14 protein-coding genes are annotated in these 17,807 nt (G+C 70.0%); 11 read left to right on the forward strand and 3 right to left on the reverse strand.

The features are described from left to right. The first annotated feature begins 17 nt into the window (after positions 1-17). Positions 18-3,239, forward strand: coding sequence for a PAS domain S-box protein (locus ACQP2E_RS09785; RefSeq protein WP_433830034.1), 3,222 nt, complete (start codon positions 18-20; stop codon positions 3,237-3,239). Here ACQP2E_RS09785 and ACQP2E_RS09790 read toward each other — a convergent pair. Next, the gene (locus tag ACQP2E_RS09790; protein ID WP_433830036.1) at positions 3,228-4,202 is read right to left on the reverse strand and encodes a TerC/Alx family metal homeostasis membrane protein; all 975 of its coding nucleotides are present in this window, start codon (positions 4,200-4,202) and stop codon (positions 3,228-3,230) included. The two genes, ACQP2E_RS09785 and ACQP2E_RS09790, sit on opposite strands and share 12 nt — an antisense overlap. A gap of 261 nt (positions 4,203-4,463) precedes the next feature. On the opposite strand from ACQP2E_RS09790, the gene ACQP2E_RS09795 reads away from it, so the two are divergent. Further along, a complete protein-coding gene (locus ACQP2E_RS09795) occupies positions 4,464-4,628 on the forward strand; it encodes a hypothetical protein (protein WP_433830038.1) in 165 nt (54 codons plus the stop codon). Positions 4,629-4,672: 44 nt separating this feature from the next. On the opposite strand, the gene ACQP2E_RS09800 is transcribed toward ACQP2E_RS09795, so the two are convergent. Beyond that, complete coding sequence (locus ACQP2E_RS09800; RefSeq protein ID WP_433830040.1) at positions 4,673-5,299, reverse strand: alpha/beta fold hydrolase; 627 nt, start codon at positions 5,297-5,299, stop codon at positions 4,673-4,675. Positions 5,300-5,453: 154 nt separating this feature from the next. Here ACQP2E_RS09800 and ACQP2E_RS09805 point away from each other — a divergent pair, with 154 nt between their 5' ends. The 7 genes from ACQP2E_RS09805 to ACQP2E_RS09835 all read left to right on the forward strand — a co-directional run bounded on the left by ACQP2E_RS09805 (position 5,454) and on the right by ACQP2E_RS09835 (position 15,454). Then, entirely contained in the window at positions 5,454-6,605 is a 1,152-nt protein-coding gene (locus tag ACQP2E_RS09805) for a diaminopimelate decarboxylase family protein (protein WP_433830042.1), read from the forward strand. A 67-nt stretch (positions 6,606-6,672) separates the two neighbouring features. After that, entirely contained in the window at positions 6,673-7,806 is a 1,134-nt protein-coding gene (locus tag ACQP2E_RS09810; protein ID WP_433830044.1) for a glycosyltransferase family 4 protein, read from the forward strand. A 10-nt stretch (positions 7,807-7,816) separates the two neighbouring features. Further along, the gene (locus ACQP2E_RS09815; RefSeq protein ID WP_433830046.1) at positions 7,817-8,809 is read left to right on the forward strand and encodes a helix-turn-helix domain-containing protein; all 993 of its coding nucleotides are present in this window, start codon (positions 7,817-7,819) and stop codon (positions 8,807-8,809) included. A 1,086-nt stretch (positions 8,810-9,895) separates the two neighbouring features. Beyond that, on the forward strand, positions 9,896-12,700 hold the full coding sequence (locus ACQP2E_RS09820; RefSeq protein ID WP_433830048.1) for a LuxR C-terminal-related transcriptional regulator: 2,805 nt from the start codon (positions 9,896-9,898) through the stop codon (positions 12,698-12,700). 10 nt (positions 12,701-12,710) lie between these two features. Next, positions 12,711-13,877, forward strand: coding sequence for an alpha-amylase family protein (locus ACQP2E_RS09825; protein WP_433830050.1), 1,167 nt, complete (start codon positions 12,711-12,713; stop codon positions 13,875-13,877). A 54-nt stretch (positions 13,878-13,931) separates the two neighbouring features. Beyond that, the gene (locus ACQP2E_RS09830; protein WP_433830052.1) at positions 13,932-14,420 is read left to right on the forward strand and encodes a SigE family RNA polymerase sigma factor; all 489 of its coding nucleotides are present in this window, start codon (positions 13,932-13,934) and stop codon (positions 14,418-14,420) included. Further along, on the forward strand, positions 14,417-15,454 hold the full coding sequence (locus tag ACQP2E_RS09835; protein ID WP_433830054.1) for a hypothetical protein: 1,038 nt from the start codon (positions 14,417-14,419) through the stop codon (positions 15,452-15,454). Before ACQP2E_RS09830 ends, ACQP2E_RS09835 begins: the two co-directional genes overlap by 4 nt. Here ACQP2E_RS09835 and ACQP2E_RS09840 read toward each other — a convergent pair. Next, a complete protein-coding gene (locus tag ACQP2E_RS09840) occupies positions 15,451-16,281 on the reverse strand; it encodes a hypothetical protein (protein ID WP_433830056.1) in 831 nt (276 codons plus the stop codon). The two genes, ACQP2E_RS09835 and ACQP2E_RS09840, sit on opposite strands and share 4 nt — an antisense overlap. Before the next feature lie 114 nt (positions 16,282-16,395). Here ACQP2E_RS09840 and ACQP2E_RS09845 point away from each other — a divergent pair, with 114 nt between their 5' ends. Together ACQP2E_RS09845 and ACQP2E_RS09850 are read left to right on the forward strand one after the other, a co-directional pair. Next, entirely contained in the window at positions 16,396-16,992 is a 597-nt protein-coding gene (locus ACQP2E_RS09845) for a TetR/AcrR family transcriptional regulator (RefSeq protein ID WP_433830058.1), read from the forward strand. Between the two features lie 17 nt (positions 16,993-17,009). Continuing rightward, complete coding sequence (locus ACQP2E_RS09850; protein ID WP_433830062.1) at positions 17,010-17,759, forward strand: MBL fold metallo-hydrolase; 750 nt, start codon at positions 17,010-17,012, stop codon at positions 17,757-17,759. Positions 17,760-17,807 lie beyond the last annotated feature (48 nt).

Raw genomic sequence — 17,807 nt, forward strand, 5'->3', positions numbered from 1 at the left:
TCGAGGGGAGATGTGCCGTGGGCAAGGCCGGCTGGCTCCGGTACGCACTGGTGGCCGGCGGGATTGCCGGGGCAGGCGTGACGCTCGGTGGTGAGCTGCTGCGCCGAGCCGGCCGCCGGCTCGACCAGTACTTCTATCTGGCGGCCATCCTCGAGCAGACTGCCACGCCGGCTTTCGTGAAGAGCGCCAGCGGCAGATACCGGCTGGTCAGCGGCGCGTACGAGCGGCTGCACCGGGTTCCGCCGGGTGTCGCAGCCGGCCGGTTCGACCACGAGGTCCACCCGCCGGAGAAGCTCGCCGAGCACCGCCGCCGCGACCGGCTCGTCCTCGACTCGGACGGCCCGCTCGCCTTCGAGGACGAGGTCACCGACCACGACGGCGCCCGGCGGAGGTTCATCACCACCCTGTACGCGCTCCGCGACCGCCGTAACCGCCCGTACGCCATCTTCGGGGTGAGCAGCGAGGTCACCGAGTCGAACCGGGCCACCCGGCAGGCGGCCAGCGAGCGCCGCCTCCAGTCGCACATCAACGCCCGCCTCGCCGCGATCGTCGAGGCCTCCCAGGACGCGATCGTCAGCAAGGCCCTGGACGGCACGATCCGCACCTGGAACCCGGGCGCCGAGCGACTGTACGGCTACACAGCCGCCGAGATGGTCGGCAGCGACGTGACCCGCCTGCTGCCGCCGGACCGCAAGAACGAGGAACGGCAGCTGCTGGCCCGGGTCAACGCGGGCGAGGCGCTGAGCCGTTTCGAGACCCGCAGGCAGCGCAAGGACGGCAGCATCATCGAGGTCTCGCTGAGCATGGCCCCGATGCGCGACACCGACGACACGGTCATCGGTGTCTCCACGGTGGCGCACGACATCACGGCCCGGGTACGCGCCGAACAACGCCTCCGGCTGGAACGCGAACAGCTGGAAATGATCATGGGGGCGGCCAGCGACCCGTTCTTCACGATGGACGACGACGGCCTGATCTCCGAGTGGAACCGGCAGGCCGAGCACGTCTTCGGCTGGCCCCGCGACGAGATCATCGGACGCAACGTGTCCGACACCGTGCTGCCGCCGCGGTACCGCAACCCGCTGCGCCGGCTGCTCGACGGCCGCTGGGACTGGTTGCTGGACAGGCCCACCGAGATGGCCGCGACACACCGCGACGGGCACGAGATCCCGGTCGAACTGACCATGTGGCGGATCGGCCACGACGGCGGCGTGCACTTCCACGGATTCGTCCGCGACATCACGGCCCGCCGGCAGACCGAGCTGGCCCTGGCCGAGGCCCGTGACCAGGCGATCGAGACAGCCCGGCTGAAGTCGCAGTTCCTGGCCTCGATGAGCCACGAGATCCGTACCCCGATGAACGGCGTGATCGGCCTGACCGGCCTGCTGCTCGGATCCAGCCTCGACGAGAAACAGCGACGGTACGCCGAGGGCATCAGCTCTGCGGGCTCGACGCTGCTCGCCGTGATCAACGATGTTCTGGACTTCTCCAAACTGGAGGCCGGCAAGGTCCTGCTGGAGGAAGCGAACTTCGAGGTGGGCCGGCTGATCGACGACGTGGTCGCCCTGGTCGCGCCGCCGGACACCCGCGGCGGGGTGTCGGTCGGCGGTGGCTGTGACCCGCGGCTGCCACAGACCGTCTGCGGTGACCCGACGAAGCTGCGCCAGGTGCTGCTCAACCTGGCCGGCAACGCGGTCAAGTTCACCACCGAGGGCCGGGTGACGATCACCGCGAAGGTGGACGACCGGCAGAGCACCGGGCCGGACGCGGTGCCGATCCGGTTCGAGGTGCACGACACCGGCATCGGGATCGACGCCGACCAGCAGGAACAGCTCTTCGAGGCGTTCACCCAGGCCGACGCGGGCACCACCCGGCGGTTCGGCGGTACCGGGCTCGGCCTGGCCATCAGCCGGGACCTGGTGGAGCTGATGGGTGGCAGCATCGGGGTGGAGAGCGAACCGGGTTACGGCAGCACGTTCTGGTTCACTGTCACGTTGCGGACCGCCCGGGACGATCTGGACCTCTCCGAACGGCACTCGCTGGACGGCCTGCGGGTGCTCATCGTGGATCGCGACGAGAAGGACCGCGAGGTGCTGACCGACCAGCTCACCGGCTGGTCGATGCGGGCCGCGACGGCCGCCGACACCCGGAGCGCCGAGGTGGCGCTCAAGGAGGCGGCCGAGGCGGGCCGGCCGATCGACCTGGTCATCGTCGACATCGGAACGGCGCAGGAGGACGGCCTGGACGTGACCGGCATCGACCTGGCGCCACCCGGCGGTCCGCAGCCGAAGACGATTCTGCTGGCCGACGAGGCGCACCGGCTTCCCGGCGAGCCGGACCCGGAGCGGTACTCGGCGGCGTTCGCCAAGCCGCTACGCCAGTCACAGCTGTACGACGCCCTTGTCGGGGTGCTGGCCGACCGTGCCAACGATGCTGTCGTCGACGTGCCGGACCAGATGCTGAAGGACCGGGGACACCTGCTGCTCGTCGAGGACAACGAGATCAACCGGACGGTGGCGCTCGGCATCCTCGCGAACCTCGGATACAGCGCGGACGTCGCGGTCAACGGTGTGGAGGCGGTCGATCTCGCGTTCCGCCAGGACTACCTGGCGATCTTCATGGACTGCCTGATGCCGGAGATGGACGGGTACGCGGCCACCGCCGAGATCCGCCGCCGCGAGCCGGAGGGCCGGCATGTGCCGATCATCGCGCTGACTGCGAGCGCGCTCGCCGAGGACCGGGCCCGCTGTCTCGCCGCCGGGATGGACGCGCACATCGCCAAGCCGCTCATCCCGGGTGACGTCTCCACGGTCCTGGAGCGCTGGACCAGCCGGCTGCCGGAGCCGGACATCACCACGGTGATCGGCGAGATCGATCATCGGATGGATCAGCTCCGCGGACCGAACCCGGCCGCGACCGCCGCCGCGCTGGACGGGCTGCTCGGCACGCTGGCCGCGAAGATCCCCGAGCATCTGGACCGGATCGCGCAGGCGCTCGCCTTCGACGACGCCGACGAGCTGCGCTCCGAGGCGCACCAGCTCAAGGGCATCATGGCGAACCTCGGTGTGGCCGCTGCGACGCTCGCCTGCGGCCGGCTGGAGGACGACGCCCGCGCCCGTGATCTGGACGCGGCCGTCGCCTCGCTGTCGCACGCCCGCCCGCAGGTCGCCCTGGTCTGTGCGGCGGCGGCCCAGATCCGCCGCCGCTTCAGCGACCAGAAGGCCGGCTCAAACGTTTAGCGCGGCGCGTTTGTTCGCGATCAGGCTGGTCACGGTCACCGTGGCCAGGGTTACCGCGATCACCGCGAGCGACAGCTCGGTCGGGATGTCCGGCACCGCCGACGGCCAGAGCTTGTGCGCCCAGTGCAGCACCAGCTTCACCCCGATGAACGCGAGGATCACCGCGAGCCCGTAATCCAGGTGCCGCAGCTTGCCGAGAACGTTGCGCAGCACGAAATAGAGCGCCCGCAACCCGAGCAGCGCGAACATGTTTGTGGCGAACACCAGATAGGGATCCTCGGTCACCCCGTAAACGGCCGGAACCGAGTCGACCGCGAAGACCAGGTCGGTCACGAAGACGGCCACGACCACGAGCGCCAGCGGGGTCAGGGTACGGCGGCCGCCATCTTTGAAAGACAACCGGCCGCCGTGATAAACGCTGCTCACCGGCATGAGCCGGCGCAACAACCGCACGCTGCGCATGGTGTCGATGTCTACCTGATAGTCCTCGTCGCGCGCCGCGTCCCGCACCACCTTCACCGCGGTGGCCAGCAACGCCGCGCCGAACAGCAGGAACGCCCACGCCCCGGTCTGCAGCACCGCCGCACCGGCCGCGATGAAAACGGCGCGCAGCACGAGCGCACCGATGATGCCGTAGAGCAGGACCCGCTGCGCCAGCTCCGGCGGCACCGCGAATGCCGCGAGCAGCAGCATGAAAACGAACAGGTTGTCGACGGACAGGGATTTTTCGACGACCCAGCCCGTGTAGAACTCCATCGCGGGCTTTCTTCCGTACACCTGCCAGAGAATGACGCCGAACGCGGCCGGAAGCGCGAGATAAAAGAGTGACCAACCGACTGCCTCGCGCATTTTCACGTCGTGCGGGCGGTGCGTGATCGCGAAATCGGCGGCGAGCAATGCCAGCAGCACGGCAATGGTGATCGCCCAGAGTTGCGGGGACGCGATCGTGGACAGATGTGACACGTGGGGCCTCCTCGGACATGCGTCGAAGTCCGAGGTCTCCCTCACCCACCGCGGCACCGGCAGGCAGCGCACGAGGGCACACACGGGTGCCCGTGATGACCGCCACGCTTCAGATGGAGGTACTCCCCTCATGCACACCATAGGCAAATTCGGCCCCGAAGGGCATGCCAACCACCGGGTTCAGCGATTCCGGTTGACGGCCGGGCCGCCGCGCGCGACGGTTATTTCTCCAGCTAGCGAGCGGTACCGAGGAGGTTCCGCATGTTGCTCGACATTCTGGTCGGCGCGGTGGTGATGGTCTGTCTTTTGATCAGCAGCATCGCGCTTCTGCCGCCGCCGGCCCGCCACGGGCGCGGCCACGGCCACCATCGGGCCAGTTTCCATTTCCACTGGCCGCACTTCCACCTGCCTCATCGTCACAGCTGAATGCGCTGGGCGGGTTTCCGAGAAAAATCCGCCCAGCGTCTTCGCTACAGCAGCGCCCGCAGATTCGTCGCGAACGACGCCGGCGCGCTCAGATGCGGAAACCCGGCCCGCGAGACCTTGCGGTCCCGCTTCTTCTTGCCGAACCAGCTCCGGTACGAGTGAAGCAGGGCGACGTCTCGCCGAGGTACCGCGAACTGCCGGTAAAGCTCCGGAACCGCGTCCAGATCAGCCGTCGCGAGATGCTGCTCCACGGTCTCCGGCAGATCACCCGGTGGCTCGTCGACGGTCAGCACCGCCTTCGTCGCGTACTCCGCCGCGAACGCCTCGGCGAGCAGCGCCGACTCGCCGTGGCCGACCAGCACCGGCGCCCGGTGCAGATCCAGCCTGTTGATCAGCACGGCCAGATCGGCGGCGAGGGTGCTCAGGCCGTGGTCGCCACGCGGCGCGGAGTCGCCGTGCCCGGGCAGGTCGACGGCGAGCACGCTGCAGGTGCTGCCTCTGTTTTTGGACTGCCCCAGCTCAGCGGCCACCGGCCACCACATGGTGCGGTCGTAGAGCAGGCCGTGCAGCAGCACGACCGGCCGGCCGAACTGGCCCCAGCGGTCGTAGACGAGACGGTTCACCGGGGTTCCGTACGCATGGGTGGTGCGGCGGGGAGCTTGGGGATGCATGGCAGGGTGCTTCCTTGTCCGGGGGCGAACCAAACATGCGGATATACGGGCGCGGCGATCTTCCGTATCAACGACGTCAACACCGCTTCGGTCGCCGTCAACGTCGCGTATCGGTCCCTTCCCGCGCGTTTTCGCAGGCCGCACCGTCGAAGGCATGACACTTGCCGACATCCTTCCGACCCTCGGTTCGTCGCTGTCGCAGCGGCTGGACGCGGAGGTCTGGCCGGTCACCACCCGCTGGGGCATTCACGGTGGACTCGAGGTGGGCGGGATGAGCCTGTCCCGGCTCGTCGCCGATCACGGCACCCCGGTCCGCGTCCTCGACGAGACCGACGTGCGTGCCCGGGCCATCGGATACGCCGCCGCGTTCGGTCCCGGTGGCGCCTCCGGTGGCGCCTCCGGTGGCGCCTCCGGTGGCGCTTTCTACAGCGCCAAGGCCGGGCTCACCGTGACGATCGGCCGATGGATCGCCCAGGCCGGCCTCGGCTGCTATGTCACCTCCGCCGCCCAGCTCCGCACCGCCCTGCTCGCCGGGTTCAATCCCGGTGACCTGGTCCTCTGCTCGGCCGGCAAATCCATCGCCGACCTCGACGCGGCTTTCGCATGCGGCGCGAGCGTGGTGGTCGGTTCCGCCGCCGAGGCGGCAACGGTCGCCGGTCGCGCCCCTCACGGTCAGCGGGTCCTCTTGCGCGTGCTGCCCGCCGCACCCGGGCGACCGCATGGGTACGGGCTACGCCTCGGCACCTCGACAGCATTCTCCGCGCTCGACGTCGTCCTGTCCTCGACGCTGACCCTGACCGGGCTGGACTGCTCGCTGGGCCATCAGATCGCCCGCTTCGGCGCGTACGAAAGATGTCTGCGCGAGGCGATCGCCTTCATGGCCGTGATCCGGGCCCGGCGGGGTTTCCGGGTTCCGATGATCAATCTGGGCGGCGGGCACGCCGTGCCGTACCGCGACGGTGAGGACGGGCTGGCCCTCGGCGCGTTCGCGTCCCGGCTGCGCGCGGTCGCCCAGGTCACCGCGGAACGCTACGACCTGACGCCGCCGGCCGTGCGGGTGTCGCCGGGGCGGGCGCTGATCGCCCGTGCCGGGGTGACGGTTCTCGACTCCCGGCCCGAGGTGCCCTGCTGCCCCGTCGAGCACACCGTCGTGGAGTCGGGGAATCTCGTCGTGGTCGCCGGGACCGGGGCGTACCACCACGAGGACACGCCGTACGTGGGCCGGCCCGCGCTCGTGGGCGTCAACGGTGGCCGGGCCCGGACGCTTGTCCGCCGGGTCACCGTCACCGACCTGATGCACATTTGACCGGAGGTTCCGCTGGTGGTCATGAGGTTGTTGCCCGGCCGATCGCAGCTGAATCTTCGCTGTGAACATGCGCGTCGTGCTCGCCACAGAGTCGTTCCTTCCCGACGTCAACGGTGTCGCCAACTCGGTCGTGCGTATGGCCGAGCACCTGGTGCGCTCCGGTCATGAGCCGCTGGTCGTCGCCCCCGCTTTCTCCGGCGCCGATCTGCCCGCTCTCCCTTATCCCGTCGTGCGGGTGCCATCCGTACCCATGCCCGGCTACCCGCAACTGCGGCTCGGCCTGCCCGCCCCGGCGTTGCACGCCGCAATCCGGGGGCACGGGGCTGACGTGGTGCACCTCGCCAGCCCGTTCGTGCTCGGGGCGTGGGCGCAGGCCAGCGCCAAGACGCTGCGGCTGCCGTCGGTCGCGGTCTACCAGACGGACGTGGCGGCCTACGCCCGCGCGTACCGGGTACGGCTCACCGAGCGGATGGCGTGGCGGTGGATCCGGACCGTTCACAATGCGGCTACGCGTACCCTCGCTCCCTCGACCGAATCGGTGGCCGCGCTGGAAGCACACGGTGTGCGCCGGATTCATCTCTGGCGGCGCGGCGTCGACGACGTGCGTTTCCACCCGTCGCAGCGCAGCACGGCGATCCGCCGGGCCCTGGCCCCGAACGACGAGGTGCTCGTCGGCTTCGTCGGCCGGCTCGCCGCCGAGAAGGAGGTCGACCTGCTCGCAGGCGCGTCGTCGCTGAAAGGGGTACGCGTCGTCGTGGTCGGCGACGGGCCGCACGCCGGCTCGCTGCGGCGCGCGCTGCCGGACGCGGTCTTCCTCGGCGCCCGGCACGGCGCGCAGCTGGCCCGGATCTACGCGAGCCTTGACGTGTTCGCGCACACCGGGCCGTACGAGACGTTCGGCCAGACCGTGCAGGAGGCGATGGCGAGTGGCCTGCCCGTCGTCGCCCCGGCCGCCGGTGGGCCGCTCGATCTGGTCGGCCACGGGCTGACCGGTTATCTCGTACCGCCGCACGCCGGCGCCGGCTTCACCAGCGCGATCGCGGAGCTCGCGGGGGACCCGGCACTGCGCCTCGCGATGGGCGCGGCCGGCCGGGAAGCCGTCCGCGGACGTAGCTGGTCCGCCATCGGCGACGAGCTGATCGGCCACTATCAGGCCGCCCTGTCCGCTCCCGTTCTTTCTCCGGTGCCGGTGGTGGCTTAGTTTTTCCCTCATGGCGTACGTTCTCGACACCGCGGGCCTGCCCGCCGGCGACCGCGTGGAAGCCGTGCACACCGCGATGATGTACGCCTCCGCCCCCTGCCACGTGATCCACGAGGACCCGGCCCGTCCGGTCTACGCGCGGATGGGCGTGTGGGACCTCGGCGACGCCAACATCTTCACGCACCGATCCTCCGGGATCCGGCTGCTCCGGACGGCGAAACTGGCCCGCCAGGACGCCATGCCGGTGATCGCGCTGTCGGTCCAGCAGCGGTCGACAGGTTTCCTGGAGCAGGGTCGTGCCGGGCCTTTTGTCTGTGCGCGGGGTGAACTCCTCGGCGTCGACCTCTCCGCGGCCTACGACTACTCCTGGTCCGGCGACGGCGCCGCCGGCTGCCTGCAGATCCCGGTCGACCGCCTCGGCCTGCCCATCGACGTGATCCGCTCGGCGCTGGGCCGATTGCCGGCCAGCCCGCTGTACCGCCTGGTGACCACCCACATCACCGCCCTGTCCCAGAACCCGGACCGGATAACCAGCGACCAGTCGGCGGCCACGGTGGCAGCGGCCAGCATCGACCTGTGCCGAGCCCTGCTCGCCTCAGCAGCCCGCACCGACCGGCACTCTTCAGCGACGCGGGCGGTCCTGGCCGAGACGCTGCTGACCCAGATCCGGGCCTATGTCCGCCAGAACCTGTCCGACCCGGACCTGACCCCGGCCCGGATAGCCACAACCCACAACATTTCCCTGCGCCACCTCTACAAGCTCTGCGCCGACGCGGGCCTGAGCCTCGAACAGTGGATCATCACCGAGCGCCTGCAGGGCGCCCGCCACGACCTGCTCACCCCGGCCAACCGCACCCGCCCGATCGCGGCGATCGCGAGAGCCTGGGGTTTCCGAGACCCGACCCATTTCACACGGCGGTTCCGAGCCCGCTACAACTCAACCCCAAGCCAGCTGAGGGCCTCCTCAACCGAAGCCCGAACCCCCGGCGACCCGGTTCTCTAGCCAGGTCTCTTGATCGATTTTGGTGCTTGGGGTGCGCTTACACCAGGTTCGGGGTCGGGTTCCGCCATTGTGGAGCGGTCCGCGGGTCCGCGGGTCCGTGGCGGTGTGGCGGTGTGGCGGTTTCTCGGTACGAGGTGCCGCTCGGAGATCTTGTGCGGTTCGGCCGGCCGATCGACCACGAGTGCACGAGTTCGCGGGACGGCTATCCGTGGCGTGCCGGTTACGGGTGGTTTGAGAGCTTTGTGGTGTCGCTCTGCCGCCACGACAAGTGGACGGTGCCAGATCTTGAAGACTCGTGGGTGTTCTATGCCCACCGGTTTCCAAGGTTGGGCCAACGCGGTGCTTCCCTGTTTCGACGTGGTGACGTGGTGCTTCCCTGTTTCGACGTGGTGACGTGGTGCTTCCCCGTTCCGACGTGGTGACGCGGTGCTTCCCCGTTCCGACGTGGTGACGCGGTGCTTCACAGTTTCGACGTGGAGATGCGGAGCTTCACGGTTTCGGCGTGGTGAGTGTGGTGCTTCGTCGATCTTGTGGAGTTCGGCGAGCCGTTTGTGCGTAACTCCGCAAGATCGGCTGGGCGTGTTCGATCTTGTGGAGTTGTGCGGGCACGTCTGCGGGGAAGTCCACAAGATCCAGAACGAGCGGCGCGGGCGGGCAAGCGGCCCGGCGGGGCACGGCACGGCGGGGCGGGGCACGGCGGGGCGGGGCAGGCGGCACGGCGGGGCAGACGGCGAGGGCGGGGCAGACGGCGGGGGCGGGGCAAGCGGGGCAGGCGGCACGGCGGGGCAGGCGGCACGGCGGGGCAGACGGCGAGGGCGGGGCAAGCGGGGTAGGGCAGGACGGGGCGGGGCAGAGCGCGGGGCAGGCCGGGGCGGGGCGCTGGGTGGGGTGGCTGGCGGCGTTCAGCGAAGCGGCTCGGTTTCCTCCTCCTCGCTCGCCGGGTCTCGTCTGGTCGCCGTGACTGGGGTGGCATACCCGGATTCGACGGTCGATTTGGGTGTGGGTTTGAAGCGTGCACTCTCAGCCGAGGACGGTGCACTCACAGCACGTCTCGGCTGGGGTCGGCGCGGATAGCTTGCGGTAGTTATGAGGCTCTGGGGGAGAGCCGGGGAGAGTGCCGCGCTTCGGGAGTTGGCCGAAGGGCTGCGCTCGGGTCTCGGCGCAGCGTTGGTGTTGCGGGGCGGTCCGGGCGCCGGCAAGACCGCTCTGCTGGACGAGGCCGCCTCGAAACTGGGCACCGCCGCTGCCCCGAAACTGGGCACCGCCGCTGCCCCGAACCTGGGCACCGCCGCTGCCCCGAAACTGGGCACCGCTGCCCCGGCTTCTGGGGTACGGGTTTTGCGGGTGGATGGGGTCGAGGCGGAGCGGCGATTTCCGTTTGCCGCATTGCATCGGCTGCTCATTCCGCTGCTGGCCGGTTCGGACGGTGTGATGGCCGGGCTTCGGCGCGATCATCAGGACGCCCTCTACGCCGCCTGCGGTCTGAGCGACGGGCCGCCGGCCGGGGCCAGGGCCACCGGGCTGGCCACTGCCGCGCTGCTGGCCCGGGTCGCCCCGGTGCTCTGTCTCATCGACGATGCCGACCGGGCCGACCGGGAATCGCTCGAAGCCCTGGCCGCCTGCGAAGCCGCCGGCGTAGGGCTGGTGTTCGCGATACGCGGCGAACCGGGTCCGGTCGCCGGACTGCCGCTGATCGACATCGCCGGCCTGACCGAGAACGACGGTCTCGAACTGCTGCGTTCCGCCGTGGACGGACCGATCGACAGGCAGATCGCCGCTCGCCTGGTGGCCGCCACCAGCGGAAACCCGCTCGCGCTCCTCGAACTTTCCCGCGAGCTCACCGCCGGCCAGTTGACCGGCGCACACTCGCTGCCGGATCCGCTACCGCTCGGCGGCCGCCTGGCCGAACCCCATCTTGCCCGGGCGCGAACCCTCCCGGAATCCGCGCAGACCTGGCTCCTGCTGGCCGCGGCCGAACCCTGCGGCGATCTGCCCTACATCACGGCCGCCGCCCGGCGGCTCGGACTTGCTCCGCGCCCACCCGAAACGGCACGCGACTTTCACAAACCCTCTGCGAGGGCGGCTGTCTACCATGGAGCTACCGGGGTTCAGCGCCGTGCCGCCCACGCCGCCCTGGCCGCTGTCATCACCCGGCCGGACGACGCCGATCTGCGCGCCTGGCACCTGGCCGCCGCGAGCGTGGGCCCGGACGACGAGATCGCCGCGGAACTCGCCCGCACCGCGGATCGGGCCGGTCGCCGGGGTGGGCATGCCGCGCGGGTCACGTTCCTGATTCGCGCGGCCGAGATGAGCCGCAACGCCGCCGAGCGCCAGAAACACCTGCTCACCGCTGCGGAGACGGCCCTGGCCGCGGGCGCGCCCCGGCAGGCCCTCCGGCTCGCCGCAGACGCGAGCCCGAATGCGATCCACGACGCGCGCCCGAATGCGATCCACGACGCGCGCCACAACCAACTCACCCTCAGCGAGGCGACTCCAGCGACGATTGCCGATGGCAGGGCATTGATCGTACGCGCGAACGCCCTCGTGATGATCGGCAGCGAGAACGCGTACGCACAAGGGCCTGATCTGTGTCTGCGAGCCGCGCGCGCGTTCGGGGAGAAGGCGCCGCTCCTGGCTCGCGAAGCCCTGAGCGAAGCCGTGGATCATTTTGTCCGCGCAGGTCACCTGGCACCCGCCGGCACGGCGGCGGACATCGCGCAGGCCATCAAGAACACGATGCCGGAGAGCAGGAACCACGAGCTGCTGGCCGCGTTCGAGCTGCTCGTGGCCGAGGGCAATGAGCAGGCGCTTCCGGCGATCCGCCGGGCCGCGACGTCCCCGCTCGCCACCGGCATGAGTGTCAGCGTGCTCAGCACCCTGCTCTGGGACGCCGGCCTCAAACGCCGGCTCTGGCGCCGAGCCATCGACACCGCCCGGGAAACGGGGGAACAGCGGCAGCTGGTCGTGGCGCTGTACTGCCTCGCGACCGTGGAGGCCGAGCTCGGCCAGACCCGGGCCGCCACCGAGCTGCTCGCCGAGGCGGACATCGTACGAGGAGAGCTGGGCGGCACCGCGGAGCTGCGCCGGCTCCACCAGCATCCTGGGCTGGCCGCCTGGCGGGGCACGACCGGCGCGGACTTCGCCGAGGAGCTCGCGGCGGCGCATCGGCTCGGGGCGGGTTCGATCGTGTCGGTGATCCGGCGGGGGATCGTGCTGCTGGCGCTCGGCCGCGGCGATTACGCGCAGGCCAGCACGGTGGCCCGGGACGTGTTCGACACCGATGAGCTGGGACTGCACCCGCAGGTGCTGCCGGACCTGGTCGAGGCGGCCGTGCGCGGCGGGGATCGAGTCCTGGCCGGGCGAGCGTTCGCCGTCTTCGCACCCTTGGCGAGGGCGGCGGGCACGGACTGGGCGCGGGGGTTGCTGGCGCGTACCCAAGCCGTGCTGGCGTCTGCGGACCGTGCGGAACCGCTCTACCGTGAGGCGGTCGCTCTGCTTGACGGCTTGCCGGCGCGTGCCGATCTGGCTCGCGCGCATCTGCTGCACGGTGAGTGGCTGCGGCGGCAGCGCCGAAGGCGGGACGCGCGGGCTGCGCTGACCATCGCACGGGAGATGTTCGAGGTGATGGAGGCGGCCGGGTTCGCGAGCCGGGCCGCGCAGGAGCTGGAGGCCACCGGTGCCACCGTGGTGCGGAACCGGCCGGCCGGGCTGACCGCGCAGGAGCTGGCGATCGCGCGGCTCGCGGCCGCCGGAGCAACAAACGGTGAGATCGCGGCGCAGCTTTACCTGAGCGCGAACACTGTCGACTATCACCTGCGCAAGGTGTTCCGGAAGCTGGATGTGACATCCCGGCGGCAGCTGGAACCGGCGCTGCGGCGTGAGGTTGCGTAGGCTCGCGCAGGTGAACCCCTGGATCGACCACGCCATCTGGTGGCATGTCTACCCGCTCGGCTTCACCGGCGCCCTGCACGGGGACGGCAGGCTGACGAAGCTGATCGACTGGCTCGACTACCTCGTCGAGCTCGGCGCCAACGGGCTGCAGCTCGGCCCGATCTTCGCGTCCGAGTCGCATGGGTACGACACTGTCGACCACTTCCGCATCGACAGCCGCCTCGGCACCGAGGAGGACTTCGACGCCCTCGTCGCTGCCGCCCGTGACAAGGGTGTGCACATCCTGCTCGACGGCGTGTTCAACCACGTGGGCCGTGGTTTCGCGGCACCGGCGCACTGGTTGAAAGGCACCGCCTTCGAGGGCCATGACGCGCTCGTCGAGCTGAACCATGACGAGCCCGAGGTCGCCGACCACGTGGTCCGGGTGATGAACCACTGGCTCGATCGTGGGGCGTCCGGGTGGCGGCTGGACGCGGCTTATTCCGTACCCCCGCGGTTTTGGCGTGAGGTGCTGGCGCGTGTGCGCCCAGCGCATCCCGGCGCATGGTTTGTCGGTGAGGTGATCCACGGTGACTATCCGGGTTATCTGATGGAGAGCACCCTCGACGGGATCACCCAGTACGAACTCTGGAAAGCGACCTGGAGCAGCCTCAACGACGGAAATCTGTTCGAGCTGGCGTGGGCCGTCAAGCGGCATCAGGACGTGGTGGCCGCGGGTACGCCGATGACGTTCGTCGGCAATCACGACGTGACCCGGATCGCCAGCAAGCTGACCGACGAGCGGCATCTCGCACACGCGCTCGTGGTGCTGTTTACGCTGGGTGGCGTGCCGAGCGTGTATTACGGCGACGAGCAGGCGTATCGCGGGATCAAAGAGGATCGGGCCGGCGGGGATGACGACATTCGGCCGATATTTCCGGAAAATCCGGCAAGTCTATCCGAGCTGGGCCGGCCGGCTTTCGAGCTGCACCAGCGGTTGATCGGGATCCGCCGGCGGCATCCGTGGCTGGTGCGAGCCCGGACCGAGGTGACCGAGCTGACGAACACCACAGCGGTGCTGACATCGACCGATGGCGTGAACCGGCTGAGGGCCTACCTCAACATCGGCGACCATGAGCACAAATTTCCGGAAAAGTCGGTGGGGCCGCACGACTCGTTTGTCGACGAAATGAACTAAGCATTTCGCCCGATCCGCGCGTTGAAAGGACAACCGGATCCAGGGGGACGACGCATGACGTTCGAGGAGTTCGTGGCGGCACGGCTGGGCGCCCTGCTCAGATACGCGACCGTGCTCACCTTCGACCCGCACCACGCCGACGACATCGTCAGCGAGGTGCTGGTCCGGGCGTCCACCCGGTGGCGGCGGATCACCCGGATGGACCAGCCCGAGGCGTACGTCAAACGCATGATCGTCAACGAGTTCATCTCGGCCCGCCGCCGCTCGGCCCGGGTCGTGCCGATGAGCCACGAGCAGCTGGACAACGCCGCCGCCGGGGTCGACCCGCACGCCGGCCTGCCCGATCGTGACGCGTTGATGCGCCACGTGAGCGCCCTGCCCCGCAGGCAGAGGGCGGTGATCGCGCTGCGCTACTTCGAGGGGCACAGCGTCGACGAGATCGCCGACATTCTCGGTGTGCGGCCGTCGACCGTGCGGGTGCACGCGTCGCAGGCCCTGGCCCGGCTCCGGATGAACGTGACGACCGTGGGGGAGAACCGATGAACGACGACGTGCTGCACGGCCTGTTCACGGACGTCGCCGATCAGGCGCACGATCCGGCGACGCTGGGCCCGGCGATCCTCACCCGGGCACGGGTGCGCCGCCAGCGCCGGGGCCTGCTCGCGGCTGCCGGGACGACAGCGGTGCTGGGCGCCGCGACCGTGGCGGTCTGGCCGCGGCCTCGCGCCAGCGCTCCCGCGCCGGCCCTGGTCGCGCCACCTTCTTCTGCCGCGCCCTCACCCTTAATTCCCGGTGCGACGGTACGACTGAAGTACCGGCCGAGTTGGCTCCCGAAAGGTTTTGTCGAGGTGAGCCGGATAGCCGGCTCGATCTCGCAGACCCGCTCGTTCCAGCGGGGTGGTTCAGAGAGCCTGGAGCTCATCCACCTCTTCCTCAGCTCTTTTGGGAAGAACCCGTCGCCCAGCGGGAAACGCACCACGCTCGGCGGCCGGACGGCCTGGCTGGCGCGCAATCCCGACGATCAGACCCAGGTGACCCTCGACGTCGGCGACGGCCTGAAGCTGGGCATCGCCGTGGTCGACGCGGACGACCGGGCCGAGATCGCCAGGCACGTGGCCGCGAAGATCGTCGAGGACGGCTCCACGATGGCCGAGATCTCGCTCGCCTTCGGGTGGTTCCCGGAGCGTTTCTCCCGCGGCCAGCCCGAGGTGAGCATCGACGGCACGGCGAACTCGTGGACCGAGGTGCTGCGCTTGAAGGACGGCGATCGACTGCTGTTCGAAGTGGAACTGGGCCCGGATTACCCGCGTGTGGACGGCGGCGAGCGGACCACGCTGCGCGGCCGGTCCGCCTGGGTCTACGAGGGCGGCCACCCGGATCCGTTCTGCCCGCCGTCGACGGAGAAGCAGCAGATCACCTGCGGGGAGTCGGCCGCGCAGACCCGGGTCGAACTCGGCAAGGGCCGCATCCTGACGCTGCGCCAGGCCGCCGAGGACCTGGCCGCCGACGAGATGAAGCGCATGGTCACCGAGCTGCGTGTCGGGCCGGCGCCGGACACGAGCTGGCTGCCGGGCTAGAAGGTCTGGTCGCGGGGGAGGCTCGGCCGGTCGTCGGGGATCGGGTCGGGGAGATGGCCGTTGTCGGCGAGCCAGCGCTCGACAAGCGGCCAATACCAGACCGAGGTGCCCGGCTCGGGCGGCGGGAAGGCGGCGTGCGCCGCTCGCCAGCCGTCCGCCTCGGCGGGGCGTACCCGGGTGCGGTGCGCGATCTGATGCATCGTGACCAGCGCCGGATCGTCGGAGTCGCGCTGCTCGGCGCTGGCCCAGACACTGACGTCCGGTTCCTCCCAGCCGCGCGACGCAACCCCGGCCAGCAGCGGCGACGTGGTGCGCAGGCGTTCCCGGAGCAGCTCGCGGTTCGTCTCGATGGTGTCCCAGACGGCGGCGTTCGCGGCCCGGATGCTGCCGTACTCGCCGATGTGGCCGATGCCGTACGGGCGGGTGCCGACCTCGGCCCGCCAGGTGCCGCGCGGACCGGGTTTCACCGAGCCGCAGGTCATCGACGTGAACTCGGGGACCGCCACCGGCCGGCCGCAGTCCGACGCCAGGCGGCAGGCGGTGATCACCTCACCGAGCGGGGTGGGGCGGGAGTCGCGGTGCATGGCCGCCACGTGCACGGCGAGGCGGTCGGCCGGGTCGAGGCGTTGCCACCACAGTTCGCGTACCCGGTGGAGCAGGTCGTCCAGGGCGGGGACAACCACGGCGTGCGTACCGTCGGGGGCGGGCCGGTGGGCCACCGTGAGCGGATCCCGTTGCCGGGCCACCGCCGCCGTCAGGTCGCCGACCAGCCGGACGACGTGATCGGCGAGCCGCTGATCCTCGCCGGACGGAACACGCACAACCATCGATTCTCCTCCCCGTATCGAGAGCATGCCTGTCGGTGACGCCCCCGTCTGTCCCGGCGACTGTCGGGTGCGTAACACTTCTCCAACCTGTGGATCCGGTAACGGAGGTGGAAAGTGCCCAAAATTGTCGACCACGACCAGCGGCGGCTCGAGATCGTCGAGGCGTACCTGGCGGTGGTGACCCGCGATGGCCTGCCCGCGGCCACGAGCCGGGCCGTCGCGGCGGAGCTGGGTGTCGGCACCGGCGCGCTCTGGCACTACTTCGACGGATTCGACGCGGTGGCGGCCGGGGCGTACCAGCGGATCAGCGAACTGACCACGGAACGGATCGTGGAGGTCACCACCGGGCTGCGCGGGCTTGAGGCGTTCATCGTGATGCTGCGCGAGATCCTGCCGCTGGAGAAGAAGACCGTCGACGAGGCGTACGTGGTCGTCGGGTTCTGGGGGCGGCTCGCGGCGAACAAGCGGATCGCGGAGACGCAGGCCGACGTCGTCGACGAGTGGCGGGAGATGCTGCGCCGTCACCTCCAGGAGGCGATCGAGGACGGAACCCTGCTGCCGGAGACACCGATCGACGAGGTGATCGGTGTGGTGCTGACGATCGCGGTGGCCCAGCAGGTGCACGCCGTCACGGATTCCGAGCTGGCGGAGCCGTCCCGGCAGTTGAAGATGGTCGAGTTCTGCCTGCTTCCATGGCGCCCGGCGCGGTGAGCGGGTATTGATGGGAGATGGGTGACTTCAGGCTCAGCCGCAGGTTCGTCATCACGGGCGGCTCCGGTGTGTTCGGAGTGGCCGTCCTCAATACGCTGACCGGGTGTTCTTCTGATCCCGCTCCACCGGCACCGGCCGCATCATCTGCCGCGTCGCCGGCCGCTCCCGCCGGGAACGCGGTGGTCGGTGACTGGCAGCGGGTCAATCTCTCGTTCGTGTCGGTCTACCTGCTGATCCGTGGCAACGAGATCGCGGTGGTCGACACCGGCACCTCCAGCGCCCCGCCCGAGATCGAAGCCGGCCTCAAGGCGGCCGGCTTCGGCTGGGACGCCGTGAAGCACGTCATCGTCACGCACCGGCACCAGGACCACGCGGGTGGTCTCGCCGGCGTCGCGCCGGCGGCGATCAACGGCACGATCTACACCGGCGACGGTGAGGTCGCGGAGATCACCGCGAGCAAACCGCTCCAAGGCCTCAAGGACGGCGACGAGATCTTCGGACTCCAGATCATCGGAACGCCGGGACACACCCCCGGGCACATCTCGGTCTTCGAGCCGGCGACAGGTGTCCTGGTGACCGGCGACGCGCTGAACAACACCGGCGAGCTGACCGGGGCGAACCCGCAGTACACCGCGGACATGACCCAGGCGGCCGCCTCGGTGAAAAAGCTGGCCGGCCTCGATGTGAAAGCGATCCTGCCGGGCCACGGCGAGCCGCTGACCACCGGAGCCGCCGACGCGCTGCGCAAGCTGGCCGCCACGCTCTAACCGCGAAATATTCAGGTCCGACTGTTTCCGGCCGATCATCACAACGAA

It is taken from the genome of Actinoplanes sp. CA-015351 (genome assembly GCF_050955685.1).
Taxonomy (GTDB): Bacteria; Actinomycetota; Actinomycetes; order Mycobacteriales; family Micromonosporaceae; genus Actinoplanes.